Genomic DNA, 26,138 nt, shown 5'->3' on the forward strand with positions numbered 1-26,138 from the left:
CGCCTCCTGGACCCTGTCATGACGGAGAGGACAGGTGAGGCGTCCCGGCCGGTGGCCGCTGTACGGCGGCCGTATCTGATCGTCAATCCGCGTGCGGGCGGAGGGAAGGCGAGCCGGTTCCGCGTCGCGGACAAGGCCCGCGCACTGGGGGCTCAGGTGTTCCTGGTCGACCCGTCCCGACCCCAGGACCTCGCGGAGATCGCCCGCCGGGCGGTGGATGACGGGGCGGATCTGCTGGGCGTGGCCGGTGGAGACGGCACCCAGGCACTGGTTGCCGGGGTCGCCGCGGAAAGCGGCCTCCCCTTCGTGGTCATTCCGGTCGGTACCCGCAACCACTTCGCGATGGATCTGGGTCTGGACCGTGCGGACCCTTCGGCCGCGCTGGAGGCCCTGACGGACGGTATCGAGCTGCGCGTGGACCTGGGGTTCGCAGGCGAGCGGGTCTTCGTCAACAACGTGTCCTTCGGTGCCTATGCCGCTCTGGTCCAGGACCCGGCCTACCGGGACGACAAACTCGGTACCGCGGTGCGCGTCCTTCCGGAGTTCCTGGCCCGCCACGAGGGTCCGGAGATGGTGGTCCGCGCCGGGCTGCTCACCGTGGAACGGCCGGATGCCGTGCTGGTGAGCAACAACCCTTACCAAATGGATGACCTGGCCGGTCTCGGCAGACGGGCGCAGCTCGACTCCGGCCTCCTGGGAGTGCTGGCCGCCAGGGCGGAGACGCCCGCCGAGACGGCCGCGAGGCTCCGCAGCGGGCAACCCCGCGGCCTTGCCCGTCTCGCCACGCCCGACGACGTCGTCGTCCACGCGGATGTCGAGGCCCTCCCCGCCGGGCTGGACGGCGAAGCCGTCACCTTGCCGACCCCCGTGCGGTGCCGGATCAGTCCTCGGGCGCTCCGGGTATGGGTTCCGCGGCATCGTCCCGGCACCGGACCCGCCGGAAAACCGCCGGGCTGGGCTGCTGTCCGGCGGGTGGTCTCAGCCGTCGGGCGAGCCGCTCCTGGCCACCACACCGGATGAGCAGACCGGGGTCAGCAACCGTCCCGTCGACCGGAGTCACCGAAACGAGGGAACGCGGGCGCGCTCCCGGGGCAGTCCGCTCGCCCCTCCTGACCTCCCTGCGGCGCATGCGGCACCGGTTGTCTGGGAGGCGCGGACCTGGGAACTCGGCGCGGGAGCGCGTGACACGGATCCGCGGCGGACGGGAGGCACGGGATGTCTGCTGATTCGGCCAGAACGATCGCCCTCCCCTCCGGTGAGGAGATCGCGGCGCTCGGGCAGGGCACCTGGTACCTGGGCGAGGACCCGGCCCGGCGTGAACAGGAGATCGCCGCGCTGCGGCTGGGCGTGGACCTGGGCATGACCGTCGTCGACACGGCGGAGATGTACGGCGACGGCGCAGCCGAGGAGCTCGTCGGGGAGGCCCTCCGGGGACGCCGGGAGGAGGTCTTCCTCGTCAGCAAGGTGCTGCCCGGCCACGCCGACCGGAAAGGCATCGTCGCCGCCTGCGAGGGCAGCCTGCGGCGGCTCCGTGCGGAACGGCTGGACCTCTACCTGCTGCACTGGCGGGGACGGTGGCCACTCGAGGAGACCCTTGCGGGCTTCACCGACCTGATGGAGGCGGAGAAGATCCGTTACTGGGGTGTGAGCAATCTGGACGTCGCCGACATGGTCGAGCTGACCGCCCTCCCCGGCGGCGACGCCGTGGCCGCCGACCAGGTGCTGTACAACCTCTCCCGGCGCGGCATCGAGTGGGATCTGCTCCCCTGGTGCCGCGGGGCCGGGGTGACGGTCACGGCCTACTCCCCGATCGAGCAGGGGCGGTTGCTGAAGGTCGAAGCTCTGGGTGCCGTGGCCCGGGCCCTCGGAGCCACGCCAACCCAGGTGGCACTCGCCTGGGTGCTGGAACAGGGGGTGGCCGCGATCCCGCGTTCCGGATCACCTGACCACGTTCGGGAGAACCGCGGCGCGGCGGACCTCCATCTTCCTGCCGAGGCACTCGACACCCTCGATGAGGCGTTCCCGCCGCCCAGCGGGCCCACGCCTCTGGAGATGCTCTGAAGGAGTTGACAGGATGGCGCGCTTCCCGCTCGTCGTCGGCATGGGTGGTTCGCTGCGCACTCCGTCGACCAGCCTCACCGCACTGTGTGTGGCGGTCGAGGGGGCGGCCGAGGCGGGCGCCGACATCCAGGTGATCGACCTCAAGCGGCTGGATCTTCCGTTCTACACGTCGGAGCACGGCATCCCTCCGTCCGCCCGCCGGCTCGCGGATGCCGTTCAGGCCGCCGACGGCCTGCTGTGGAGCAGCCCGACGTACCACGGGTCGGTCAGCGGCGCGTTCAAGAACGCGGTGGACTGGCTCGCTCTCCTGGCCGACCACGACCCGCCCTACCTGAGCAACAAGCCCGTGGGGATGCTGACGACCGCCGGTGTCCCCGGGTGGAAGACGCCGCCGGCCTCCTCGCCGTCGACGCTGGGGCGGACCAGCACGGTGGTGTGCCATTCGCCGCGCGCCGGCAGCTCGGCCAGGAAATCCAGTCCGTCCGGCCGTGCGGTGGCATCGCTGCTCTCCACCCGCACGCCGCGCAGGGAATCGTCCGCGTGCAACACGAGTTCCAGAGCCTTGCCGGTGGGCGCGGCCGTGATCTCGCCCACCACGCGTACGCGGCTCTCCTTGACCGCGAACACATCGGCGAAGTCGGCGCCCACCCGCAGGGAGACCGGCACCGTCATCGGACGCCTACTGAGGTTGCGCAACCGGAGGTCCTCGCGCATCCCCTCACCGACGTAGCGCCGACGTTCCAGCAGGAGTTCGCTCTGCGAGCCGTGTGGCGGGACGCGGGAGACGAACGTGGTGCTGTAGGGGTCCTGGGAAAGCACGGTGAGGTGGTGCGGCCGGTGGCCGTCCACCCGGATCTGCCAGTCGGAGATGACCCGCATGTCGCGGAAGAAGAGCCCCTGCGGCACCTCGGCCTCCATGTCCCCGGAGGTGCTCGAGACGCAGAACGTCGGTCCCTCGACCAGTGTGACGGTGGCCGCCGTGAGTACGGCCGGTTCCGTCTCCTCGATGATGGCGCCGACCTCGTCGGTCATGGCTCTTCCTAGCCCGGGGCGCCGACGAGAGCCTCGAAGTCTCGGGGCAGCTGGGACATCACGTGGCGGAACTCTCCGTCACTGACCGCGTCCCTCAGGGTGCTCAGCTCGGCCCGTACACCCTCGCGGGCGTCGTCCGGGCTCACCTCTGCTCGCCTGCTCACCCGGTTGATGAACTCGTCGAGTCCGAAGGATTCGGCCTCCGGAGTGGGCGAGACCAGCGGTTCCTTCAGCGGCTTGGGCAGTTCGGACGCGAGGTCCTCCGCCTCACCCCTGGTGAGGCGCTCGGCGAGGGTTTCCAGGGTGGCGCGGGTGAGGGGCTCCGCCTTCTCCGGGGGGACGGGGGCGCGCCGGGTGATGGTGTCGAGGAAGGTGTTGTAGTCCATGAGCCGTCCTCTTTCGCAAGCTGTGCAGCTCCCTGGCGGGGACTCGGGACAGCCACCGAAGGGAGGGAACTCTGACGTCTCCATGCTCCGGTCGTGGGCCAGACCCTGCCTGCTCCCGGCGGGAGGAAAAGCGGTGGGCTCGATAGACCTCCGGGTACGAGTGCAGACGGCCTCCGCCACGAAATGGGGACGCCGGCGCCGGTCTGCCGGATGTGTGTCAGGGCGCCGTGCCTGTGCAATCTCGTGCGAGGCGTTGCAACGCCGCGCAGTCCCCTGCGGACGGATGGACGGACGGCCGTACGGCTGGCCGAGGGATGCCTGCGCACTTCGTGCTGCTCTGCCAGGGGAAGAGGGGGTGCCCTTTTTCGGCCTGGGGTGCGGAGGCGCTCAGCAGGGGGCTCTGCGAATCTCGACCGGGTAACAGCCGATGACGGCGCGGGCGGGAGCGTACGACGCCGTCCGGTTCCCGGTGAGGAGGCGAGAGGCATGACCGTGACGGGTGTGTCGAAGTTCGAGAGGTTCTTCCGCGCCGCCGCAGACCTCGACGTGGACAAGAACGACCTGAAGCGGTGCGGCGACTTCGTCGACGCCAAGCTCTACGACCTCTTGGTCGTCGCGCAGGCGTCGGCCAAGGCCAACGGCCGGGATACCGTCGAACCGTGGGACCTGCCGATCACCAAGGGCCTTCAGGAGAGCATCCACCGGTTCCGGCGGCTCGACGAGGAGGTCGAGCTGAAGCCGATCCTGGAACAGCTCGCCGCGCACCCTCCCCTCGACAGGACACCCACCCAGGAGACCGAAGAGCGCTACCCCGAGATCATCGGCGGTCTGAGCGTCGCCCTCGCCGAGACGTTCAAAATCGTGTATCCGGATATCAAGAACCCGCAGACCAACCACTGGGAGGGCGTGACCGCGGTGTTCGACCGCCTGCTGTAGTCCTGGTGAAGATCAGCACAACGAAATCGACGATGCCAGGACCGATCCCCCCGACCGGGTCGAACCAGCACACCAACGGACTCGGGGCCGACCACGACTGCGAGTGCGTGGGCCACCAGGCGCACGATCCGCATGGTAACGAGCACGCCGATATGCCCCTGAACGGCCTGGTGCAGTCGGTGAAGGTCACCGGGGCCATCGCTGTGGTCGGCGGGTGGGACGAAGGTCGCCTCCCCCGGACGGCAGCATTCGCTGACCGCGCGCAGACATGCGCTCGGGGCACCTTCGGCCGGGCCTTGCCGTCCCGGGTACGGAAACAGGATCCGGACGGGCCCTGCCGGGTGTCCCCGCCCCCCGCCCAGTACAACCAGCGACTCGTGAAGGGAGCCGTACCATGACACAGGAACTCCGGGGGATGCGGGTGGCAATTCTGGCCACCGACGGCGTCGAGCGCGTGGAACTCGACCGGCCGCGCGGTGCGCTGGAGGGCGCAGGGGCGAAGACCGAGATCGTCTCGCTCCACCCCGGCGAGATCCAGGCCCGACAGTTCGACCTCAACCCGGCCGGAACCTTCCCCGTGGACCGCCTGGTCGCCGACGCCTCCGTCGACGACTACCACGCCCTGCTCCTGCCCGGCGGCACCATGAATCCCGACCAACTGCGCATGAACCGCGACGCCGTGCAGTTCGTCAAGGACTTCATGGCCAGCGGGAAACCGGTCGCATCGATCTGCCACGGCCCGTGGACCCTGGCGGAAGCCGACGCCGTGCGCGGCCGCCGCCTGACCTCCTGGCCCAGCATCCGCACCGACCTGCGCAACGCCGGCGCGGAAGTCGTCGCCGACCAAGAGGTGGTCGTCGACGGGCAGTTGGTCACCAGCCGCGGCCCGGCCGACCTGCCCGCCTTCTGCGCCGCCGTCGTGGAGCAGTTCGCCCGGGCGCACCACCCCATGCCCAGCTGACCCGGCGGCCTGGTCGCCGGCGGGGAAGTGGTCCTGCTCCCGGGTGGGAACCGGGACGACACCACCAGGTGGCCGAGCACGCCCTCGGAGCTGCGCGGACCGGACGCCCCCCAGCACCAGGGGGCGCACGGGAAGGATCACGGGGCCGTCGGTCTCCGCGGCTTCCGGGGTTGCACCTCGGCCTCGGCCTCGGCCGCGTCCGCGGTTCCGGCGACGCCGGCCGGCGCGTCGTCGTTCGACAGGAGGCCGGCCTCGGCGCGGTACGGCCCGAGGGCAGCGACCTGCGCCAGGGCAAGAATCAATCCGTTTGCCCTGGGCTTCGAATGCGACGTACCAGGAAGCCGAACGTGCCGTCGACCACCTCGCTGACCAGGGCTTTCCCGTTCAGAAGGTGGCGATCACCGGTCGGGACGTACGCCTGGTGGAACAGGTGATCGGTCGAGTGGGGTACGGCGCGGCCGCCCTCCACGGCGCAGCCACCGGAGCGCTGCCCGGCGCGCTCGTCGGCTGGATCTTCGGGCTGCTGAACTGGCGTAGCCCGCTGCGAACTCGCAGACGAACGTGACGCTCTGGGGAGGGTACGGCCGCAGAATGCCGCTCAGCATCTCGTGCGTGGCCGCCGCCATCGCCACGACCAGGACGAGGAAGCGCAGGGTGGTCCCGGCGGGCAGCGCGCCCGGGTCGGGGGCCGACGGCACGGGGGCCGCACGGGGCGCAGCCGCCGCCGTACCCCCGCTCACCGGACCGCTCCGTCCTCCTGACGACCACCACCGTCGCCCGACGCATCCGGTTCAGCCGATCCATCGGGCTCACCGGACTCGCCGGGCTCACTGGACCCGGCGTCCCGCGCGTCCTCCGTGCCCGCCAAGGCCAGCCGTGCGACCACGCTGTCCGCGAGGGCGTCGGTGTCGCTGCCGGAGAGGCCGCGCCGGATCACCTCCTCACGCACCCGCCGCCGTAAGGACGCCAACTGCTCCCGCACGAAGTCGGGCACCTCGGGCGGGGCGGCCGTGCGGCGGGCGGACGGGCGCAGCCGTCCGAGGGCGCTCGTGGCCCGGTTCATCAGCCGTCCGGTCCCGTCCGCGACGGCGGCGCGGCACGCCTCGTCGACCACCAGCAGTACGAAGGGCGTGATCACGGTCGCGATGTCGTCCAGCCGAAGCCCAGCGGGTCGGACCGCCCGCCGGACGACGCCTGCCGCATCCGCCGTACCACCAGGCCGTAGTCCAGACCCGCCAGGTCCTCGACCAACTGCCGTTCGCTCGGCGCGTGTCGGTCCACGACGCCCCGCACCACAGGCAGCACGGTCGCACGCATGCGTCCGCCCCTCCCTGCCCATCCGTTCCCGCACGGCTCCGCCGACCAGGATGCGCCGGCATCAACGACCGTGGACAGACGGCACTTGACCATGCGCGCCCTACTTGCCACATTTCGTGCGCTCCCTCACCGGGCGCGCTGTTCCGGTATTTCCGCGGGGGGATGGCGTACGTCTGCCGGAACGCCCGGCTCAGTGGGCCGGGTCGGTGAAGCACCTGCGAGCGGCGACCGTACCGCACCGGTCACCCACAGGGCGATCTGCGTGCGTGACCGCATGCCCAGCTTGTCGCGCACCTTGTCCAGGTGCGTGGCGACCGTACGTGTCGAAAGACCGAGCCGCTCCGCGATCTGCCGGTTGGTCAGTCCCTCGGCGACGAGCTCGGCCACCATCAACTCCCTTCCGGTGAGCGTGGACCGGTCGTCGACGACGTCCACGGCGTCCGCCGTCGTTCGGTGGTCGTCGCTGCGTGTCCGCAACGCGTACGCGACAAGCCGATCCCCGCGCAGGCGACGGCCGCCGCTCACGGCCGCGTCCCGAGCGGCGGCCGGCAGCCCTGTTCTGGCACGAGCCACCGTTCGTTCCAGCTGGCGTCGCCACGGAGCCTCGGACACGGTGTCGAGTCGGCGGCGTGCCTGGGCGCTCGCCTCGTACAGCAGAAGCGCTCGCCGCATGTCGCCGCTCTCGGCGGCCACGAGGGCCAGGCCCTCGACCGGGTAGAGCGCGTGAAAACTTGCTTCGGGGACGATCCGCAGCACTCCGGCGAACAGCGCCTCGGCACTTTCCAGATGGCCAAGAGCCAGCCGCACAGCGCCCGCTGTGTGCAGAGCGGCCGCGACCCGGCTCCACGGGGCGTGGTCCCTGAGCACGGGCAGGCAGCGGGACATGAGAACGTCGGCCTCCAGTTCCCCGCCCGCTTGGAGCAGCGCCCAGGCCAGGTGATGGGTGCACCACGCGGTGTCCTGCGGTCTGCCCAGCATGGCGACGACATCCACGCACTCGCGCAGATCTGTGACGGCCGCGGCGAATTCCCCGCGGCACAGCCGCGCCGCGGCCCGCGCGTCCAAGGCGTTGGCAAGTCCGGCGGGGTGGTTGCGCGTCCGCTCCATGGCTACCGCCTGTTCGCCGAGGCGCAGTGCTTGTGCCGGTTCGGCTCGCTGGCAGGCCACGCGCGCGGCAAGCGCCGGTACCGCCCCGCCGAGCGCCCGGCCGCCGGGTTCCCGCAGCAGCCCCGTCAGCAGCGCGTGGGCGGCCGACGGCTGCTCCTGCTGGTAGTGCACGCGCGCCAGTTCCAGCTCCAGCCGTGGGTGCGAGGCCCCGTCGCGGACGGTGGTGTCGGCCAGAGCCGCCGCGAGATTGTCCCGTTCCACGGCCAGTGGGCTGCCGGCCTGGTCGGCGAACACCTCGTCGCCGGCCCGGTCTGCCAGCCCGTTCAGCCACTCGAGGGCCCGGTGCCTTGTGGTGCGCAGCTCGCCGGATGCGAGCAGGCACTCCAGGGCGTAGGCGCGGATGGCGCCCAGCTGTCTGAATCGTGCGGTCTCCGCATCTCGTGAGACAGGTGCGATCAGGGACTTGGCCTCGAGGGCACACAGGATGCCGAGTATCTGCGACGGCGCGATGCCGTCACCGGCGCAGACCGCCCGCGCCGCAGCCGTGTCGAACCCGCCGACGACGACCGCGAGGCGCCGGAAGACCGCCTGTTCGGCCGGATCGAGCAGCCGGTGGCTCCAGTCGATCGTGGCGGCCAGCTCACTGTGGCGCCTGGGCCCGGTCCTGTGTCCACCTGTCAAGAGGGACAGCTGGGACATCTGGTCGTCCAGTCCTGCCAGGATGTCGTTCAGCGCGAGGGTGCCGGCCCGGCGGGCCGCCAGTTCCACGGCGAGCGTCAGGCCGTCCAGTCTGCGGCAGATCTCGGCAACCGTCCGGCCGTTTCCGCGATGGAGCGTGAATCCCGGTGCGCAACTCGAGGCACGTTCGACGAACAGCCGCACAGCGTCCGCCCGCAGAAGGGCCACCGGGTCGTCTCCGGCGTCGGCCGGCGGCAGCGACAGCTCGCCGACCCGGAGCACGGTCTCCCCGGGTACCCGCAGGGCCTCCCGGCTGGTGGCGAGGACCCGTAACCGAGGGCAGCGACTCAGCAAGGTCGCGATCAGTCCGGCGCACGGTTCGGCCAGATGCTCGCAGTTGTCCAGGACCAACAGCCGACGGGCGTCGCTGATTGCGTGGACCAGGACGTCGACACCGGATCGTCCTGCCCGTTCACCCACGGCCAGCGCGGCGGCGACGGACTGTGTGAGCGCAGCGCCGTCATGCACCGCGTCGAGCTCGACCAGGTCGACCCGGCCGTAGTGGCCGGGCAGGCCCTTGGCGAACTCCAGCGCCAACCGCGTCTTGCCGACGCCGCCGGCACCGGTCAGGGTCAGGAGCCGCGACGTCCTCAGTAAGGTGCGCAGACGCGACAGCTCCGCCCGTCGGCCCACGAAGGAGTCGAGGGCCCGCGGCAGGCCGCGGCCCTGGGCGATCGGGGAGGCAGCGATCGGGGGGACAGCGCTCTGTGCGGGGGATGACGCGGCCGTCTGAGCCCGGCGGGAATCCTGGCGCGCGGCGCGCTGCCTGAACGCCCGTTGTCTGCAGGCGTCGGAGCAGTAGCGAGCCGGTCGACCGCTGCGCGGTCGCCCGGTCAGAGGTATGCCGCACAACTCACACGTCATGCTCCCGCTCATCCCCGATTCCCGGCCGCCCAGTCCCGCGATGAGATCCTCGCACCCATCGTCGTGTCCCCTCGCGAGTACTGCGGCAAGCGGCGGTAGCCGGCGTTGTTGCAGCGGACCGGCTACCGCCGGGACGGGAGCGTCAGGGGGTGGCGGCGGGATCGACGCCGAGCACAACGGTGCCGGTCACTCCCTTGCCGAGGTCGCTGCCGATCTGCGTGAGGGTCAGCAGGGTGGAGGACCCGCCGTTGCGGTAGATGCCGTCCCTGGCGTTGAGCGTGCGAGTGGCCGTGTTGCTCCGGTAGGGGGCCGTCGTGGCGATCCTGCTGTTGTACGACTCCGGGAAGTAGAGCTGACCGGTGTGGGAGACATGGCCTCCGTGGTACGTCCCGTCGGTGACAGTGCCGCCGGCATGTGTCTTGACGTGGATGTGGAGGGCACGGCCGACGTACCAGCCGGGGTAGATGGTGGTGAATTCCGCGACGCCGGTGGAGTCGGTCAGTTGCACGCCGCGCAGGAAGGTCGTGTCCGGGGTGGAGCCGCCGGCCACGTATCCGGAGTAGACGCCGAGAGCGTCGCAGTGCCAGATGTCGACCGCCGTGCCGGGCAGTGCGGAGCAGGTCTTGGTGTCGATCACCTTGACGCGGAGGGTGAGCGGCACGCCGGGCTTGCCCTCGGTGATGTTCTTGCGGACCGTCTCCAGGTCCAGGTAGTAGGGCCCCTCGGTCTGCTCGGGTGTGAGGACGCAGTCGGCGGCCGTCCGGGCCGGGGGCTGGGCAGCGTCGTTCCGGTCTGCGGCCGCGGTCGCCTGTGCGGCAGTGAGACCCAGAGCGGCCGCTCCGAGGGTTGCACCGCCCAGGGCGGCTATGACGGTTCTGCGGGTCGCGCCGGCGGGGCCGTCGGCCGGCTCGGGGCCGCGCTCGCGTTCTGCGGAACGGGGGTCGGGGGTGTCAGTCATGGTGTGAGAATGGCGCGTGCGGCAGTCCGTGGGATCGATCAGATGACCGACGAATCAGGCGCGTTACGAAACGCACTGCACGGGCGTCCGCCCGACTGCGGGACCTGATGCAGAGCGTGGCCCACGCAGCCCCGGGGTCCGGACGCCCCACGGTGCGGGCAGGCCCATGGTGGCCGCCGAGCACAGGTAGACACCAGGAATGCCGGTGCGGTAGGGGTCGAGTGCGACCCGGGGGCCGCAGTGCCACCTGACGTGCGGTGTCGGCACCGGCGACGATGTCGCCACCGATGAGGTCGGCGTTGTACCGGGCCGGTTCGGCGGTCGAGCGCACCGACAGCCCCACGATCCGCTCCCGTACGCCCGGCGCGAACCTCTCGATCCGGCGCAGCACCGCCTCCGTGGCGTTGCCGGGACAACCGTGCGGGACGTGCGCGTACGCCCAGACCGGGTGGGCGTCGCCGCGGGACCGGCCGGAGTCGGTGAGGTACTGCCGGCCGACCAGGACGAACGGGCGCTCGGGCATCCGACCGGCGGCGGTCTGCGCCTCCCTGCGGACGGCCTTCTCCAGGGTGCCGCCCAGATGCACGGTGCCCGCGCGACGGCACGCCTCATGAGTCCAGGGGATGAGGGCGGAGCCGCGCAGGTCCTTCGGAGCGAGGCGGCGACCGCGCAGTGCCGGGCAGTCCGAGACCGCGCCGATCCAGCACCTCGGCGCGGGCGCCGCGCCGGGCTCACGGACGGCTTCCACGGTCACCGGTGCCGGCGGATCGAGCACGCGGCGGAGCGGGATGAGAAGTGCGGTCAGCCGAGCTTGAGAAGGCCGGCGTCGACGACGGCGCGGCCGAAGGGGCTCGCGAGTTCGGCGAGACGCTCACAGTCGGCGTCACCGAGGGCGGCGTAGGCGGGAAGGGACAGGCGGTCGGTGCGGTCCTCGATGTGCCGGCGCAGGAGTACGCCTTCCGGGCTGAGGGAGTCGCCGTCGAGCAGGCCTCGTTCGCGCAGACGCTCCTGGGTGGCGGCCCACTCCTCCTCGGGCCATGCGCGGCTCGCCTTGAGGAAGTCGACGGGGACCTCGCCGGTGGCGGCGTGCAGAACCAGTGCTTCCAGGCCGCCGATGCCCTCGCTCAGCAGGCACGCGACATGGCCGTCTCCACGGAACTCCCGGAGCAGTGTCTGGGCGTGCCACAGCTGCAGTACCGGCTCCTTCGGCCAGGGCAGCGCGGCGTGCGCGGCGAACAGCGGGCGGCCCTGCGCGTGCTCGCAGGCCGCATCGGCGGCCCGGCGGGTCAGCGCCAGGACCTCGTCCAGGGTGGGCAGTTCGTGGATTCCCGCCCGCCGCAGGGCTTCGCCCGCCGCGGCGTACCGCGCGTCCAGCACCTGCTGCGGCGTCGTCGTGTCCCAGGCCCCGTCGACTGCCTGCCGTACGAGAGCGGGGTTGAAGTTGTAGAAGGTCGAGATGACCAGCTCGGCGGATGCCCGCCCGAACGCGGCGCTCCGGGAGGTGAAATACCCGGCGCGTCCGCTCAGTCCGAGGTCGGCGTAGCGTCGCCTTCCCTCGGGGATGAAGTAGATCATGGCGTGTACGGGCTCGAGGCGGCGCCAGGCCGCGCGCGCTGACTTCATCGGGTCACCTCTGCGGAGAGTCGACGGACGGGGTATGCGCTGCGGTTCAGTACTCGCTGTGCGCTCGCAGGTGTTCGAGCAGCAGACGGCTCAGCGTTTCGGGCTCCTCCTCGGGGACCCAGTGGCTGACGCCTTGGAGCGTCTCGAACCGGTACGGCCCCTTGACCCACCGCCCGGTCTCCTGCGCGGCCGCCGGGCCGAACGCGCTGTCCTCCGTGCTCCAGACGTACAGCGTGGGCACGTCGATGATGCCGATCGCGCCGTCGGGGCGGCCGGCCCGGTACCAGTTCAGCGCCGCGGTGAGCGCGCCCGGCCGGGTCAGGTGCCGTACGTAGGCCTCGGCACTGTCTTCCGGGACCTTTCCGGCGTACAGGTCGCGAAGCACTCGGGCATCGTCCGCGAGCATGTGCTCCTCGGTCGCGGGTGTTTCGCGCCAGTCGATCATGTAGTGCGAGCGTCTGCGCTGATCCGCGTCGGTACGCAGGGTGGTGGCGAGAGCGCCGGGGTGCGGGGTCGAGACAACCGTCAGCGTGCGTACGCGGCCGGGGTGGGCGTGAGCGGTCCACCAGGCCACCGCCCCTCCCCAGTCATGGCCGACCAGGTCGAACGCAGCCCAGCCCAGTTCCTCGGTGATCGCGACCACGTCGTCGACGAGAAGGCTGATGCGATAGGCCTCGGGGTGTGGGGGGCGGGCGCCGGGGGAGTACCCACGCTGGTCGGGTGCCACCACCCGGTGGCCGTGCGCGGCCAACGCCGCGATCTGCCGTTGCCACACCAGCCCCGTCTGCGGGAAGCCGTGCAGCAGCAGCACCGGGCGGCCCTCGGGCGGGCCCGCCACGATCGCGTCGAACACGCCCGCACCGGTGGAGATGCTCAACTCGGTCACGACCCACCTCTTCATACCGACTGGTCGGTAGCCTTCAGGTGGGGGCGCCGGCTGTCAAGCCCCCGAGCACGCGGACTGTGGTTGAACATGACGTCAAATTCAACTATAACGAACCGGAGGCCGACTTCCGTCCGTCCCGCAGCCGTGGCCATGCCATCGGTTAACGGTTGGGACGGTCAACGAGCCTGCCCCGCGCCGCAGTCGGCATTCGACACCGCCTACCGGCATCGAGCCCGGCTCACGGGGCTCGGAATTCTGACCCCGATGCTCCGGGACGAACCGGACAACAGGAAGCAGTGAGGCGACATGAGGGAAGCAGTCATTGTTTCGACGGCACGAACGCCGATCGGAAAGGCTTACCGCGGCGCGTTCAACGACACCCAGGCCCAAGAACTCGCCGCTCATGCCCTTTCGCACGCCGTGCAGCGCGCCGGGCTCGAGGGAGGCGAGGTCGAGGACGTGATCTTCGGCTGCGCCGTGCAGCAGGGGTCGTCCGGTTTCAACGTCGCGCGTCAGGCCGCTCTGCGTGCCGGACTTCCGGACACCGTGTCGGGGATGACGATCGACCGGCAGTGCTCCTCGGGCCTGATGGCCATCGCGACGGCCGCCAAGCAGATCGTCGCGGACGGCATGCAGGTCGCGGTCGGCGGCGGTGTCGAGTCGATCTCCCTGGTGCAGAACGACCACATGAACACCCACCGCATGGCGGATCCCTGGCTGGCCGAGCACAGGCCGGGTATCTACATGCCGATGCTACAGACGGCGGAGATCGTCGCCGAACGCTACGGCGTGAGCCGGGAACGCCAGGACGAGTTCGCGCTGCTGTCACAGCAGCGCACCGCGGCGGCGCAGGAGGCCGGCCGGTTCGACCAGGAGATCGTCGCGCTCAAGAGCGTCAAGAAGGTCCTCGGCAAGCAGTCCGGGGAGGTGCGGGACGAGGAGGTCACGCTGACCCGTGACGAGGGCAACCGCGCGTCGACGACGCTCGACGGTCTGGCCGGGCTGGCGCCGGTGCTGTCCGACGGTCAGCTGAGCGCGCATTCCAGCGTGACGGCGGGCAACTCCTCGCAGTTGTCGGACGGGGCTTCGGTATCGGTGCTGATGGAGTCGAAGGAGGCGGAGAGCCGCGGACTGGAACCGCTGGGCGTCTACCGGGGCATGACAGTCGCCGGTTGCGGTCCGGACGAGATGGGCATCGGCCCGGTGTTCGCCATTCCGAAACTGCTGAAGCAGCACGACCTCACCATCGACGACATCGGTTTGTGGGAACTCAACGAGGCGTTCGCTTCCCAGGCGCTGTACTGCCGCGACGAACTGCACATCGACCCGGAGCGGTTCAACGTCAACGGTGGCGCGATCTCGGTCGGTCATCCGTACGGAATGACCGGTGCCCGTCTGGTGGGGCATGCCCTCATCGAGGGGAAGCGCCGCCGTGTCCGCTACGTAGTGATCTCGATGTGTGTCGGCGGCGGAATGGGCGCAGCCGGACTGTTCGAGGTCGTCTGACCTCGGCCCTGCGAGCCGACCGGGAGAGAGGCATGGACACCGTGTCGAACGTGGCGGAAAGGCCCCGAACCGCGGTCCTGGTGGACTTCGGCGGGGTCATCACCTCCAGCGTGTTGCGGGCTTTCACGGACTTCGGCGCCTCGCTCGGCGGCGACCCGCGCCTGCCGCTGGATCTCCTCGGCCGGGACCAGCCGTCCCGAGCCCTCCTGGCCGACCACGAGTGCGGCCGTATCGGCGCCGAAGCCTTCGAGCGAGGGTTCGCCGAACGCCTCCGCGTCCACGGCGCCGACGTACCGGCCGAGGGGCTCACGGCCCGGATGCAAGCGGGCATGTCGATCGACCAGGACATGCTCGCGCTGCTCGGTGGTCTGCGTGCCGCCGGCCGTCCCGTTGCACTGGTGTCCAATTCGTTCGGCACCGGAACCTATGACGGCGTCGACCTCGCCGCCGTCGCCGATGTGGTCGTCATCTCCGGCGAGGTCGGCATCCGCAAGCCCTCCCGCCGGATTTACGCGATCGCGTGTGAACGCCTCGGCGTCGAGCCCGACGAGGCGGTCATGATCGACGATCTGCGGCAGAACCTCGACGGAGCGGCACGGATCGGCATCGGCGGTGTACTGCACACCAGCGCCGCCGACACCCGCCACCAACTCGCCGAGCGCTTCGGGATCGTCCCGGTGAGGTCGAGGGAGTCCTTTACGAGCACCCGGACATCGTCGCGGGAGCGGTGACCGGCCGCCCCGCGCGTCCTGCTCTTGATGAGGATGGCGTCGGATTCAAGTAGAATTCGGGAGATGGACACCATGGCTCTCGAGGACACGGACGGCGAAAGGCCACCACCCATGGCGCCCCTCTCGCACCTTCGCGAGCCGCCTACGACGAAGCGTGGAGCGCGGACACGGGCCGCCCTGGTGACGGCCGCCCGGAAGGTGTTCGAACGGGACGGCTACCTCGACACCCGCCTGACCGACATCACCAAAGAGGCCCAGTGTGCCGCGGGATCCTTCTACACCTACTTCGCCAACAAGGAAGAGGTGCTTGCCGCCGTCCTCCTGGAGGCGCAGGAGGACATGATGCACCCCGGCATGGGCCGGGCGCAGGGTACCGACGATGCCTACGCGGTACTGGAGGCGAGCAATCGCGCGTACCTCGAGGCGTACAGGCGGAATGCGAAGCTGATGGCCCTGCTGGAGCAGGTCGCTCAAGTGGAGCCGGAGTTCCGTAGGTTCCGGAGCCGGCGCGCTGACGCGTTCATCCGCCGCAATGCCCGCGGCATCGCCGACCTGCAGGCGCGGGGTGTCGCAGACCGTGAGGTCGATCCGATGATGGCCTCCCGCGCGCTGTCGGGCATGGTCAGCGTCATGGCCTACAACGCCTTCGTGCTCGGCGAACGGCAGGACGAAGGTACGCCGGTGGACTTCGAGGCACTCGTGTCCACGGTCACCCGGCTCTGGGCGAACGCCCTGCGGTTCCCCGACCACCACTGATCGGCAGCCTGGTCACGCGCCACCGCCTGCCTCATCGCACCCGGTTCCGCCGGGTGCTTCTCTCCTTTTCGGGCTCATACCCGTCTTCGTGCTCACACCCGCCGGGCCGGTAGGGCGGGCGTTTCAGCCGGGCGGTCGTGACAGGTGGATCAGGATGCCGCACACCTCGTCCACGATCTCGCGGGCCTCCGTCTCGTCCCCGCAGTCGCCCAACTCGCGCGCCGCCCCTCCGATGACGGTGGTCAGCACGCTCACCCGGACCCGGCCGGCGCGTCGCCGCTCGTCCACCTCCAGCAGCCGCGCGTTGCGCCGTACCCATGCGCGGTCCCACTGGCGGCGCAGCGCGTCGAAGCCCGCGGGGCCGTCGTCCTCCACCAGGAGTCTGCCGAGCCTCCGGTTGTTCCAGGCACCCTCCAGGTACGCCCTGGCTCCCGCCACGAAGAGGGCGATGGGGTCGTCCACCCCGCGGCTGCGCGCGGAGGCCAGCGTGGCCGCCGTCCGGCGCTCCTGCTCCTCCCGGAACTCCTCCCAGAGGGCGAGGTAAAGCCCTCGTTTCCCGCCGTAGTGCTGGAAGAGGCTGCCCACGGGGATGCCGGCGCGCGCCGCGATCTCGGTGAGACCGGCGTCGGGGTAACCGCGCTCGGTGAACACCTCCAGCGCGGCGTCCAGTAGCGCGCGCCGGATCGAACGGTCCTGACCGGCGTGGTCCTCCGAGGGTCCCGTGCCTCCCTGCGTGTCCGGCCGCTGACGTGCCGCCCCGGTCCCGGCGGACTCCACGATGCCGCTCACCGGCGATCCTCACCTTCCCCGGCCCCGTCGCGGATGGCGAGGGCGACCAGCAGTTCCAGGAGGTCGGCGATCCGGCGCGGATTGCGGCCGGTGCGTTCCTCGATCCGGCGCAACCGGTAGTGCGCCGTGTTGTGGTGCACCCGCAGCCGCTCGGCGGCCAGCCGCAGATTGAGGTCCGCCTCCGCGAACGCCTGTATGGTGGCGGCGAGCGTGTCGCCGCGTCTGCGGTCCTCCTCCAGCAGCGCACGCACTCGGGGGTCGACCAGCTGACGGGCGAGGTCGTCGGCGCGCAGCGCCAGGTAGTCGAACGGCGACAGCCTCGGCAGCGCGGCCACCCCGCCCCCGCCCGGCACCAGGTCGAGGGCGGCCCGCGACTCCTCGTAGGCGCGCGGCAGTTCGGACGCCCCCCGGGCGACCGTGCTGATCCCCATGGAGAGCAGGGTCCCCTCCCGCGCGAGTCGCCGCTGCACGGCCTCGAAGTGGGCGCAGATGTCCTCCGCGTTCATGCCGGCCCGGACCACGGGTACGGCCACCACCTCTTCGTGGCGCACGACGACCAGGGTCCGGCCGGCCCAGGGCCCGGCGACGCTGATCGACGCGCTGGTGGCATACCCGTTCTCGGCCCAGGTGAGGTCCCCGGTGCGCGTGTCGCCGACGCACACCGCCACGACCGCCATCATCGGCGAGCGTGGTCCGATGCCGTACGCCTGCGCCGCCGCGGAGAGCGGACCGCGTGTCGGTGCCACGCCGGCCAGGAGCTGGTCCAGGAGATCCCGCCGCTCCCGGTCCGCGTCCGCCACCATGTGCTGCTGGTACTCGACGTACGCCTGCGCGGCATGGGTGCTGGCGTAGTCGACGTACCGCATCAGCGGGGTGACGAGGGACAGCGCGGCCTGCTGGGCTTCGGCGGACGTGCCCGCGCAGTCGAGGAGCGCGTCCCACATCACCTGCCGGCCGACCCGGAAGGCACTGATCCAGTCCTCCAGGGCGAACCCCCCGCGCGCCCGGCGCATCGCCGCCGCCCGGCTGAAGACCAGGTCTTCGGGAGAGATGTCGCGGTCGCCTGCCAGCGCCGCCAGCTGCATCCGGTAGTGCTCGAGCACCTGCTCCCGTACCTCGTCGAAGAACCGCTCGTCCTGCAGCGCGTACGACGGGATCTCCGCGCGCATCACAGCGACGGCGGTCTCCGCCACGTCCTCGACCCGGTCGTGGACGGCGTGCAGGATCCGCCGCCGCTCCCGGCGGAGCGGTTCGGAGAGTCGAGGGGTGTCCTGGGCAGGACCGCGAGGCATGGCGCCGATCGTCGCCGTCCGCCTCGTGCGCCGTCAACAGGCTCGGCGTGAGACATGCCCCGCCACCTGTGCGCTGCGCACAGTTCGGCGACCGGGAAGTTGGGTGCTCACACCCAATGTGCGCCCCGAACGCCCCCACCTACTGTGACGCTCGCCCACCCCCCAGCACCTCGGAAGGGGCGTCACTCATGCTCGCGGTCGACGGTATCACCGTGCGCTTCGGCGGAATCGCGGCACTGGACGGTGTCGCGTTCACCGTCGAGCCGGGCACCGCCGTAGGGCTCATCGGGCCGAACGGAGCCGGCAAGACCACCTTGTTCAACTGCCTGACCAGGCGCTGCACTCCCGACGGGGGAGAGGTGCGGTTCGAGGACGAGGACCTGCTCGCCCTCCCTCCCCACGCCGTGGCCGGGCGCGGTATCGCCCGCACCTTCCAGAACCTCGGCCTGTTCCCGCGGCTCACGGTCCGGGAGAACGTCATGGTCGGCGCCCACAGCCGGGGGCGCACCGGACACCTCGCCGCGGCGCTCCGGCTGCCCCGCGTCCGGCGGGAGGAAAGAGAACTACGTGACCAGGCGGACGACCTGCTACGACGGCTCGGGCTGGCGGACGTCGCCGACCATCCCGCCTCCGGGCTGCCGTTCGGCACGCTCAAACGCGTCGAACTCGCCCGGGCGCTCGCGGTACGGCCCCGGCTGCTGCTGCTCGACGAACCCGTCAACGGGCTCAGCCACGGCGAGGTCGACCAATTCGCGGATCTGGTCCGCTCGGTGCGCCAGGAATTCGCCCTCACGCTCGTGGTGGTCGAACACCACATGGGGTTCGTGATGGGCCTGTGCGACAAGGTGATCTGCCTCGACTTCGGCCGCAAGATCGCCGAGGGCTCCCCGGAGGAGATCCAGCGGGACGCGGCGGTTGTCGAGGCGTATCTGGGGGTGGCTGCATGAGCGAGCCCACCATCGACCGCGCCGAGGTCGCGGCGAGTGCGGAGCCGGACTTCCTGAGGGTCTCCGGCCTGCACGCCGGATACGGCCAGGCCCGCGTGCTGCAGGGTCTCGACTTCTCGGTGGGCCGCGGTGAGGTGTGCGCGATCCTCGGGCCCAACGGCGCCGGCAAGACCACGACGCTGCGGGCGCTGTGCGGCATGGTCCGCGGCCGCGGCTCGGTCACCCTGAACGGCACGGAACTGCTGGGCCGCCCGCCCGAACAGGCCGCCAGGTTCGGCGTGGCGCATGTGCCCGAGGGCCGGGGCACCTTCAACGACCTGACCGTCGAGGAGAACCTGCGCATCGGCGCCCATCTGCGCACCGGCCCCCGGCGGCGCCGCGCCGAGCGTGCGGCCGTGGCGGCCGACCTGGAGCGGATCTACGACTACTTCCCCAAACTGCGCCAGCGGTCGCGACAGGCCGCCGGCAGCCTCAGCGGCGGGGAACAGCAGATGCTCGCCATCGGCAGGGCGCTGATGCTGCGGCCCTCGCTGCTGCTCCTGGACGAACCGTCCCTGGGACTCGCACCCCTGGTCACGCGCGAGCTGTTCGAGATCGTCCGTGCCGTCAACGAGGAGGAACGCACCACCGTGGTCGTCGTCGAGCAGAACGCCCGGCTGGCGCTGGACATCGCGCACCGGGGGCACGTACTGGAGGCGGGCCGCCTGGTCCTGTCCGGGCCGGCCGCGCAGATCCGCGAGGACGGGCAGGTCGCCGAGGTGTACCTCGGTGTCTCCGTCCACTCCCGGAAGGCCGGGTGAGCACCGTGACCGATCTTCTCCAGCAAGTGGTGGAAGGACTGGGCGCCGGGGCGGTGTACGCCAGCCTGGCGCTGTCCTTGGTGCTGATTCACCGGTTCACGGGGATCGTCAACTTCGCGCAGGGCGAGCTGGCCATGCTCTCGACGTACGTGGCCTGGCAGCTGGTGGCGTCCGGGATGCCGTTCTGGCTGGCGCTGCCGGTCACCCTCGCGGTGTCCTTCGTCGGCGGCATGCTGGTCGAACGGATCGTCATCCGCCCCGTGCAGGGCGCACCCGAGCTGACGGTCGTCATCGTCACGGTCGGCCTGTTCATCTTCGTCAACGCGATGGCCGGCCTGATCTGGTCGTTCACCGTGAAGGACTTCCCGCAGCCCTTCCCCGACGGCGGCCTCGACCTGGCCGGGGTGCGCATGGACTGGTCGACGCTCGGGATCATCGGCGTCGTGGCCGTCGTGATGGGCCTGCTGTACGTGCTGTTCCAGCACACCTCCATCGGCCTGGTGATGCGGGCGGTCGCCTGCAATCCGGCCTCCGCCCGGCTGTCGGGCATCCGGGTCGGCCGGGTGCTGATGCTCGGCTGGGGGCTGGCCGCGACGGTCGGCGCGGTGTCGGGCGTGCTCGTCGCCCCGGTGCTGTTCCTGGAGCCCAACATGATGGGCGGGGTGCTGATCTACGCGTTCGCCGCGGCCACCCTCGGAGGCTTCGACAGCCCCGTCGGCGCGGTCGTCGGAGGCCTGTGCGTGGGCGTCGCCGAGACGCTGACCGGGGCGTACGTGGACGTGATCGGTGAGGACCTGAAGGTGGGCGTACCGCTGGTGATCATCCTGGCCGTGCTGCTGGTGCGGCCCCAGGGCCTCTTCGGACGGGCGGCGGTGGAGCGCGCATGAACACCATCACAGCGGCACTCGGCACGGACCGGGCCCGCCGGCTGCGGGCCGCCCTCACCATGCTGCTCGCGGCAGCCGTCGCCGGCGGCGCTCCGTTCTACTTCGCCCCCTTCCAGGTCTTCCAGCTGACCATGGTGCTCCTGTATGCCGTGGCGCTGGCCGGCCTGAACCTGCTGGTCGGCTTCGGCGGACAGATCTCGCTCGGGCACGGCGCGTTCTTCGCGGCGGGCGCGTACACGGCGGCGGTCATGCTCGACCGGTACGACACCGGCCACCTGGCCACGCTGCCGGTAGCGGCCGCCGGATGCTTCCTGCTGGGCCTGGTGTTCGGAGTGCCCGCCCTGCGGCTGCGCGGGCTCTACCTGGCCCTGGTCACCCTCTCCTTCGCGGTGTTCCTGCCGCCCTTGCTCAAGCGGCTCGAACCGGTGACGGGCGGCTCCATGGGCCTGACCGTGGACAAGCTGCAGCCGCCGGCGTGGAGCGGGCTGGCCGAGGACCAGTGGATGTATTTCGTCGTCCTCGCCGTCACCGCGGTGGCCCTGCTGCTCGCCCGCAACCTGCTGCGGTCCCGGGTCGGCCGGGCACTGCTCGCCGTACGGGACAACGAGAGCGCCGCCGAGGTCATGGGCGTACGGCTGTCGCTGCACAAGACCCTCGCCTTCGCGTGGAGCGCGATGTTCGCGGGTGTCGGCGGGTGCCTGTACACCTGGGTGATCGGCTTCGTCTCGCCCGACTCCTTCAGCTTCGTCCTGTCCATCACCCTGTTGGCCGGCCTGGTGGTCGGGGGGCTGGCCTCGCTGTACGGGCCCCTGCTGGGGGCGGCGTTCGTGATGTACGTGCCGAGCGTGTCCCAGGACCTCAGCGAGGCGGCACCGGGAGTGGTGTTCGGCCTGCTGATCATCGCGGTGATGTTGGTTGCCCCGACGGGACTGGCCGGTCTGCCGAGCCGTGTCCTGGGCGCCGTCACCCGCCGCCTGCCCCGCACCACCGCCGCCCTCGACCGAACCCCGGAGACCGGATCCGCGCCTGACGCGGACCCGAAGCCGGAGGCCGAATCCGCGCCCGACGCGGACCCAAAGCCGGAAGCTGTATCTGCGGCCGACGTGGAGCCGAAGCCGGAGGCCGAATCCGGGCCCGAAGCAGAGCCGAGACCTCCCGCCGAATCCGGGCCCTCCGCGCCCCTCACCCCCGCGCACCCCGCACTTGTCGACGCCGAACCCGTGGGCGCTCCGCCCCGCACGGAAAAGGAATGAATCACATGCGCAAGACCACCGCTCTGCGGGCGGCCGCTGCCGCTGCCGCCGTCCTGCTCACCGCCACCGCCTGCAGCAGCCGGCGAGGGCAGGACAGTCAGGACACCACCGCCGACGGTGCCTGCAAGGGCCAGCAGACCACGGGCATCACCGACAAGCGCATCAAGCTCGGCGGGATCTACCCGCTGTCGGGACCTGCCTCCGCGTACGGCACGATCAGCAAGGGCGTGGCCGCCTACTTCAAGTACGTCAACGACAAGGGCGGCATAGACGGCCGCAAGGTGGAGTTCGTCGTCCGCGACGACGGCTACCAGCCGCCGAAGGCGGTCGAGGAAGCCCGCAGACTCGTCGAGCAGGAGAAGGTCTTCGCGGTGTTCCAAACTCTGGGCACCCCGTCCACGGCAGCCGTGTGGGACTACCTCGACAAGCAGAAGGTGCCGCAGCCCTTCGTCGCCACGGGCGCCTCCCTCTGGGGCACGGACGACAAGCACCCCTGGACCATCGGCTGGCAGCCCAACTACGTGGCCGAGGCACGGGTGTACGCCAAGTACCTCAAGGACGCGAAGCCCAAGGCCAAGGTCGCGGTTCTCTACCAGAACGACGACTTCGGCAAGGACCTGCTCGGCGGGTTCAAGAAGGCCGTCGCCGGCAGCGGTGTCAAGGTGGTCGCCCAGGAGAGCTACGAGGTCACCGACCCTTCCGTGTCGGCACAGATGGCGAACCTCGCTCGCTCCGAGGCGGACGTGCTGCTGGACGTCACCACTCCCAAGTTCGGCAGCCAGGCCCTCGCAGCCGACGCCAAGAACACGAAGTGGAACCCCCTGCACCTCGTGAACAACGTGGCCTCGTCCGCCGCCGTGCTGAAGCCCGTCGGGTTCAAGAACGTCCAGGGCGTGGTCTCGGCGACCTACTTCAAGGACCCCGCCGACCCGCAGTGGGCGAACGACCCCGCGATGAAGACCTACACCAGCGCCCTGCACAAGTACGCCCCCGACGCCGACCCGGCCAACCAGTTCAACGCCTATGGCTGGGCCGTCGCCTCCAGCCTGCACCAGGCCCTGGACGCGATGAAGTGCCCGACCAGGGAAGGACTGCGGGACGCGGTGCGCAACCTGAAGAACGTGAAGGTGGGCCTGCTGCTGCCCAAGGTCACCATGTCCACGGGCAGCGGCGACGCCTTCCCGCTCGAGACGATGCAGCTGATGCGGTTCAAGGGCGAGCGGTGGCAGCTGTTCGGCAAGCCGGTGGACACCCGCAAGGAGTTCGGCCCGCTGGCGAAGTGAGCCCGGCGGGGGCGGTCCCGGTCGATTCCTCGACCCCTGGGACCGTCCTCGCCCCGGTGACGCCTTCTCAGACGGCGTTCAGCCCTCCGTCCACCACCAGGCTCTGCCCGGTGATGTAGGAGGCGCGGTCGGAGAGCAGGAAGGTGACGGCTTCGGCCACCTCCCACGCGGTGCCCTGGCGGCCGAGCGGAATGCGGGTGAACGAGGTGGAACGCGAGGCCCGCCTGGCCGAGGCCTCGCGGCCCATCGGGGTGTCGATCAGGCCGGGGACGACCAGGTTGGCGCGAATCCCGCGCGGCGCACCCTCCTTGGCGACATGGCGGGTGAGACCGAACAGGCCTGCCTTGGAGCTGTCGTAGGCGGGTGAGTCGGTGGCCGCGCGCAGTCCGGCCACCGAACCGATGAAGACGATCGAACCACCGTCGGCGATTGCGGGCAGCCCGTACTTGGCGGCGAAGAAGGGGGCGCTCAGGTTGACCGACAGCACGCGTTGCCACTGCTGCGGTGTGGTGTCCGCGAGGCCCGTGCCGAGGCCGATGCCGACGTTGACGACTATCGCGTCGAGCGCGCCGAGTTCGTGGACGGCCTCGGCGACCATGGCCGAGGACCGGCCGGGATCCGTGGCGTCACCGACGACGGGGAGGCCGTGGGCGCCCTCCTCCCCGACCAGGGCGGCGGTGGCCGCCGCGGCGGAGGGGGAGATGTCGGCGCAGGCCACGGAGGCTCCCTCGCGGGCGGCGAGCACGGCCACCGCCCGCCCGTTGCCCACCGGGGCCTGCGGATCGTCGCCGGGACGGGTACCCGCGCCGATGATCAGCACGTTACGGCCGGTCAGGAGGCCGACCGGGTGGGTCGCCGGGTGCCGGGGCTCAGGCATCGCCGGGTGTCCCGTCCGCCGCGTCCACGCCCGCCCTGGTGGGCGCGGGCAGAGTTTCCGTTTCGTAGCCGGGCTCGAGCGGCGTACCGGCGGAGTTCAGGAAGAACGCGACCATGTGGTACTGACCGACGAGCATGGTGATCTCGATCAGCTGTGCCTCGTCGTGGTCGGCGGTGAGCGCCGACCAGGTGGCCGCGGACAGGCATGCGTCGCGGTGCAGTTCGTCGGCGGCGCGCAGCAGCCCGGTGTCGGCCGGTGTCCACCCCGGTGCGTCCGGGCCCGCGCCGACCCGCTGGATCTCCTCGCCGGTGACCCCGGCCGCCCTGGCCAGGGGAACGTGCCGCCCCCATTCATAGCCGGCCCGGGTGTTGTACGCGGTGCGCAGGATCAGCAGTTCCCGGGTCCGGTCCGGCAGCCGGCCGTCGCGCAGCAGGTAGGTGCCGAACGGCAGGAAGTGCCGGAAGAGGCCGCGGTGCCGCACCAAGGTGGTGAAGACGTTGGCGAGGTGGCCGTCGGCGTCGCGGGGAATCGGGGCGAGCAGCTCCCCGGTGGACGGGTCCCAGCCGTCCTCGGGCAGCGGCGCGAGGCGCGGGCCGGTGTCGGCGGCGGCGCGGTGGGGTGGGTGATGGTGCCCGTCGGTCATGGTGGTCTCCGCTGGTCGTCCGGGTGGGTCGGTGGTACGAGGGCGGGGCTGAGCACGGTCGATCGGTGCCGCGTGGGTGCTGCGTGCGCACCGATGCGGGCTCTTCCGCCGCCGTGCCACTGTGCTTGCGCAGACAGGGGGCCGTCGACGGCTCCGTGGCCAAGGCCGGAGGGTTGCTTATTGTTCGGTTGGACAACGGCCGGTGCCGGAGGGGCGGAGGTGAGCGACATGTCCGGACAGCCGGGCGCGGCGGCTCCCCTCGAACGGCTCATCGCCGCGATGGCCGCGCAACAGTGGCAGGTGGGCGGGCGGTTGCACGCGGATCTGGCGGACCACATCCCGTCCTACCGCGTCGTCCCGCGGGAACTCCTGGACCAGATCTGGCATCGGCATTTCCAGCGGGCTCTCGCGGTGTTGCGCGACGGGACGGTGCCCGCGCCGGAGGACTTCGACGAAGCCGAGGTGGCCCGCGACCGGGTCTCCCGAGGCGTGCCGCTCAGCGACGGGCTCCGCGCCTTCCGCCGGGCGCTGAGCGCGATACGGGATCTGTTCATCGCCGAGGCGACCGAAGCCGGGCTGGACCCCGCCCTCATCGTGGACCGCACCAAGTGCCTGTGGGAGCTGGCGGACGTAGCGAGCCTGCAGATCGCCGCCGTCCACCGGCAGGCGGAGGTCGCCTCCGCCCTGTTCGACGCCCGCCGCCGCGCCGGCTTCCTGCGTGGACTGCTCCACGGCACGCTGAGCGCGGCGGAGATCCACAGCGGTGCGGCGATCTACGGACTGGACCTGGCGCGGCCGTACCGGGCCCTCAGGGCTGTCCCGTACGGCAACGTCGGTCCGGACGCGCTGGAACGCGCCCTGGACTCCGACTGCCGCAGGAACGGCCGAGGCGCACTGCTCACCGTGCTGGACGAGGCGGTCGTCGGAGTCATCGAGGGGAAACCGGAGACCGGTGACCTGGAGGTGACGGCGGGGCTCGGCCCGCCGACGGACCTGGGCGCGGCGCACCGCTCGTTCCGTGCCGCCGGCAGGCTGCTGGAAGCCGCCCGTGCGTACGGTCTGCGCGGCGTGTACGACCTGGGCGACCTTTCCTGGCGGGTGGCGGTCGTCGCCGAACCGGACCTCGCCGAGCTGCTGCTCGACCGCTATCTGCGGCCACTGGAGGCGGAGGGGGAGTTCGGCGCGCTCATCGAGGAGTCGGTGCGGGGATACCTGGAAAAGGGCCGGCGCATCCGTGAGGTCGCCCGCGGCGCACACGTCCATGTCAACACCGTGCGCTACCGGCTGCGCCGTTTCGAGGAGCTGACCGGTACCAGCCTGGACGCTCCGGACACCGCGGTGGAGCTCAGCTGGGCCCTGGCGGCGCGCGAGCTGCGGACACCTCCAGGAGGCCCGGCATGAGCGGGCCACCGCGGCTGCCGTCATGCAGCACGTACGCCACGCCGTGCCACGCGGCGGGCGAGACCGGCCCTTCCCGCCGGGTTTCCATAGGCTTACAGGGCATC

26 protein-coding genes and 2 pseudogenes are annotated in these 26,138 nt (G+C 71.1%); 16 read left to right on the forward strand and 12 right to left on the reverse strand.

Features of this window, described 5'->3' with window-relative positions; translation table 11 throughout:
- Nucleotides 1-18 precede the first annotated feature (18 nt).
- The 3 genes and pseudogenes from AB0F03_RS19085 to AB0F03_RS19095 form a co-directional block, all read left to right on the forward strand.
- Nucleotides 19-1,020, forward strand: coding sequence for a diacylglycerol kinase family protein (locus AB0F03_RS19085; RefSeq protein WP_361993001.1), 1,002 nt, complete (start codon nt 19-21; stop codon nt 1,018-1,020).
- A 195-nt stretch (nt 1,021-1,215) separates the two neighbouring features.
- The gene (locus tag AB0F03_RS19090) at nt 1,216-2,061 is read left to right on the forward strand and encodes an aldo/keto reductase (RefSeq protein ID WP_361993004.1); all 846 of its coding nucleotides are present in this window, start codon (nt 1,216-1,218) and stop codon (nt 2,059-2,061) included.
- Nucleotides 2,062-2,101: 40 nt separating this feature from the next.
- A pseudogene (locus AB0F03_RS19095) lies at nt 2,102-2,371 on the forward strand (NAD(P)H-dependent oxidoreductase); the annotation flags it as partial.
- A 17-nt stretch (nt 2,372-2,388) separates the two neighbouring features.
- Here the strand turns inward: AB0F03_RS19095 and AB0F03_RS19100 are convergent.
- Both AB0F03_RS19100 and AB0F03_RS19105 read right to left on the reverse strand, forming a co-directional pair.
- Nucleotides 2,389-3,093: a glycogen debranching N-terminal domain-containing protein gene (locus AB0F03_RS19100; protein WP_361993007.1), complete on the reverse strand. Its 705-nt coding sequence runs from the start codon at nt 3,091-3,093 to the stop codon at nt 2,389-2,391.
- A gap of 8 nt (nt 3,094-3,101) precedes the next feature.
- Nucleotides 3,102-3,479, reverse strand: coding sequence for a DUF2267 domain-containing protein (locus AB0F03_RS19105; RefSeq protein WP_361993010.1), 378 nt, complete (start codon nt 3,477-3,479; stop codon nt 3,102-3,104).
- Nucleotides 3,480-3,965: 486 nt separating this feature from the next.
- On the opposite strand from AB0F03_RS19105, the gene AB0F03_RS19110 reads away from it, so the two are divergent.
- The 4 genes and pseudogenes from AB0F03_RS19110 to AB0F03_RS19125 all read left to right on the forward strand — a co-directional run bounded on the left by AB0F03_RS19110 (nt 3,966) and on the right by AB0F03_RS19125 (nt 5,941).
- The gene (locus AB0F03_RS19110; protein WP_361993013.1) at nt 3,966-4,415 is read left to right on the forward strand and encodes a DUF1931 family protein; all 450 of its coding nucleotides are present in this window, start codon (nt 3,966-3,968) and stop codon (nt 4,413-4,415) included.
- Between the two features lie 65 nt (nt 4,416-4,480).
- A pseudogene (locus AB0F03_RS19115) lies at nt 4,481-4,627 on the forward strand (aldehyde dehydrogenase); the annotation flags it as partial.
- A 182-nt stretch (nt 4,628-4,809) separates the two neighbouring features.
- Nucleotides 4,810-5,376, forward strand: a complete 567-nt coding sequence (locus tag AB0F03_RS19120) for a type 1 glutamine amidotransferase domain-containing protein (protein ID WP_361993015.1) — start codon at nt 4,810-4,812, stop codon at nt 5,374-5,376.
- 43 nt (nt 5,377-5,419) lie between these two features.
- Nucleotides 5,420-5,941 (forward strand): general stress protein, encoded by a 522-nt coding sequence (locus AB0F03_RS19125; protein WP_361993018.1) that lies wholly within the window; start codon nt 5,420-5,422, stop codon nt 5,939-5,941.
- A gap of 171 nt (nt 5,942-6,112) precedes the next feature.
- Here the strand turns inward: AB0F03_RS19125 and AB0F03_RS19130 are convergent, their stop codons facing one another.
- The 6 genes from AB0F03_RS19130 to AB0F03_RS19155 form a co-directional block, all read right to left on the reverse strand.
- A complete protein-coding gene (locus AB0F03_RS19130) occupies nt 6,113-6,514 on the reverse strand; it encodes a hypothetical protein (protein WP_361993020.1) in 402 nt (133 codons plus the stop codon).
- A complete protein-coding gene (locus AB0F03_RS19135; protein WP_361993023.1) occupies nt 6,511-6,693 on the reverse strand; it encodes a hypothetical protein in 183 nt (60 codons plus the stop codon). Before AB0F03_RS19135 ends, AB0F03_RS19130 begins: the two co-directional genes overlap by 4 nt.
- A 126-nt stretch (nt 6,694-6,819) precedes the next feature.
- Nucleotides 6,820-9,171, reverse strand: a complete 2,352-nt coding sequence (locus AB0F03_RS19140) for a LuxR C-terminal-related transcriptional regulator (protein ID WP_361993026.1) — start codon at nt 9,169-9,171, stop codon at nt 6,820-6,822.
- 373 nt (nt 9,172-9,544) lie between these two features.
- Nucleotides 9,545-10,360 carry an intradiol ring-cleavage dioxygenase gene (locus AB0F03_RS19145; RefSeq protein ID WP_361993028.1) on the reverse strand — a complete coding sequence of 272 codons (816 nt, stop codon included), beginning with the start codon at nt 10,358-10,360 and terminating at the stop codon, nt 9,545-9,547.
- An 801-nt stretch (nt 10,361-11,161) separates the two neighbouring features.
- On the reverse strand, nt 11,162-11,983 hold the full coding sequence (locus AB0F03_RS19150) for a hypothetical protein (protein WP_361993031.1): 822 nt from the start codon (nt 11,981-11,983) through the stop codon (nt 11,162-11,164).
- 46 nt (nt 11,984-12,029) lie between these two features.
- Entirely contained in the window at nt 12,030-12,869 is an 840-nt protein-coding gene (locus AB0F03_RS19155; protein ID WP_361993034.1) for an alpha/beta hydrolase, read from the reverse strand.
- 306 nt (nt 12,870-13,175) lie between these two features.
- Here AB0F03_RS19155 and AB0F03_RS19160 point away from each other — a divergent pair, with 306 nt between their 5' ends.
- The 3 genes from AB0F03_RS19160 (at nt 13,176) to AB0F03_RS19170 (ending at nt 15,862) form a co-directional block, all read left to right on the forward strand.
- Nucleotides 13,176-14,375 (forward strand): acetyl-CoA C-acyltransferase, encoded by a 1,200-nt coding sequence (locus AB0F03_RS19160; protein WP_361993036.1) that lies wholly within the window; start codon nt 13,176-13,178, stop codon nt 14,373-14,375.
- Nucleotides 14,376-14,407: 32 nt separating this feature from the next.
- A complete protein-coding gene (locus tag AB0F03_RS19165; protein WP_361993037.1) occupies nt 14,408-15,106 on the forward strand; it encodes an HAD family phosphatase in 699 nt (232 codons plus the stop codon).
- A gap of 63 nt (nt 15,107-15,169) precedes the next feature.
- Nucleotides 15,170-15,862, forward strand: coding sequence for a TetR/AcrR family transcriptional regulator (locus tag AB0F03_RS19170; protein ID WP_361993039.1), 693 nt, complete (start codon nt 15,170-15,172; stop codon nt 15,860-15,862).
- 123 nt (nt 15,863-15,985) lie between these two features.
- On the opposite strand, the gene AB0F03_RS19175 is transcribed toward AB0F03_RS19170, so the two are convergent.
- Together AB0F03_RS19175 and AB0F03_RS19180 are read right to left on the reverse strand one after the other, a co-directional pair.
- A complete protein-coding gene (locus tag AB0F03_RS19175) occupies nt 15,986-16,651 on the reverse strand; it encodes a TetR/AcrR family transcriptional regulator (RefSeq protein WP_361993042.1) in 666 nt (221 codons plus the stop codon).
- Complete coding sequence (locus tag AB0F03_RS19180; RefSeq protein WP_361993045.1) at nt 16,648-17,943, reverse strand: helix-turn-helix domain-containing protein; 1,296 nt, start codon at nt 17,941-17,943, stop codon at nt 16,648-16,650. The genes AB0F03_RS19175 and AB0F03_RS19180 overlap by 4 nt, the downstream gene beginning before the upstream one ends.
- Nucleotides 17,944-18,131: 188 nt before the next feature.
- Between AB0F03_RS19180 and AB0F03_RS19185 the strand changes: the two genes are divergently transcribed.
- The 5 genes from AB0F03_RS19185 to AB0F03_RS19205 are packed head-to-tail and all read left to right on the forward strand — an operon-like array spanning nt 18,132 to nt 23,113.
- Nucleotides 18,132-18,890, forward strand: coding sequence for an ABC transporter ATP-binding protein (locus AB0F03_RS19185; RefSeq protein ID WP_361993047.1), 759 nt, complete (start codon nt 18,132-18,134; stop codon nt 18,888-18,890).
- Nucleotides 18,887-19,690: an ABC transporter ATP-binding protein gene (locus AB0F03_RS19190; protein WP_361993050.1), complete on the forward strand. Its 804-nt coding sequence runs from the start codon at nt 18,887-18,889 to the stop codon at nt 19,688-19,690. Before AB0F03_RS19185 ends, AB0F03_RS19190 begins: the two co-directional genes overlap by 4 nt.
- A 5-nt stretch (nt 19,691-19,695) precedes the next feature.
- A complete protein-coding gene (locus tag AB0F03_RS19195; RefSeq protein ID WP_361993052.1) occupies nt 19,696-20,577 on the forward strand; it encodes a branched-chain amino acid ABC transporter permease in 882 nt (293 codons plus the stop codon).
- Nucleotides 20,574-21,830, forward strand: coding sequence for a branched-chain amino acid ABC transporter permease (locus AB0F03_RS19200; RefSeq protein WP_361993055.1), 1,257 nt, complete (start codon nt 20,574-20,576; stop codon nt 21,828-21,830). The genes AB0F03_RS19195 and AB0F03_RS19200 overlap by 4 nt, the downstream gene beginning before the upstream one ends.
- Before the next feature lie 5 nt (nt 21,831-21,835).
- Nucleotides 21,836-23,113 (forward strand): ABC transporter substrate-binding protein, encoded by a 1,278-nt coding sequence (locus AB0F03_RS19205; RefSeq protein WP_361993058.1) that lies wholly within the window; start codon nt 21,836-21,838, stop codon nt 23,111-23,113.
- 67 nt (nt 23,114-23,180) lie between these two features.
- Here the strand turns inward: AB0F03_RS19205 and AB0F03_RS19210 are convergent, their stop codons facing one another.
- The gene (locus AB0F03_RS19210; RefSeq protein ID WP_361993060.1) at nt 23,181-23,990 is read right to left on the reverse strand and encodes an SDR family oxidoreductase; all 810 of its coding nucleotides are present in this window, start codon (nt 23,988-23,990) and stop codon (nt 23,181-23,183) included.
- Nucleotides 23,983-24,633: a carboxymuconolactone decarboxylase family protein gene (locus AB0F03_RS19215; protein WP_361993063.1), complete on the reverse strand. Its 651-nt coding sequence runs from the start codon at nt 24,631-24,633 to the stop codon at nt 23,983-23,985. The genes AB0F03_RS19210 and AB0F03_RS19215 overlap by 8 nt, the downstream gene beginning before the upstream one ends.
- Nucleotides 24,634-24,861: 228 nt before the next feature.
- Between AB0F03_RS19215 and AB0F03_RS19220 the strand changes: the two genes are divergently transcribed.
- On the forward strand, nt 24,862-26,034 hold the full coding sequence (locus tag AB0F03_RS19220) for a helix-turn-helix domain-containing protein (protein ID WP_361993066.1): 1,173 nt from the start codon (nt 24,862-24,864) through the stop codon (nt 26,032-26,034).
- Nucleotides 26,035-26,138: the final 104 nt, after the last annotated feature.

The sequence above is a fragment of the Streptomyces sp. NPDC028722 genome (assembly GCF_040637655.1).
Classification (GTDB): domain Bacteria; phylum Actinomycetota; class Actinomycetes; order Streptomycetales; family Streptomycetaceae; genus Streptomyces.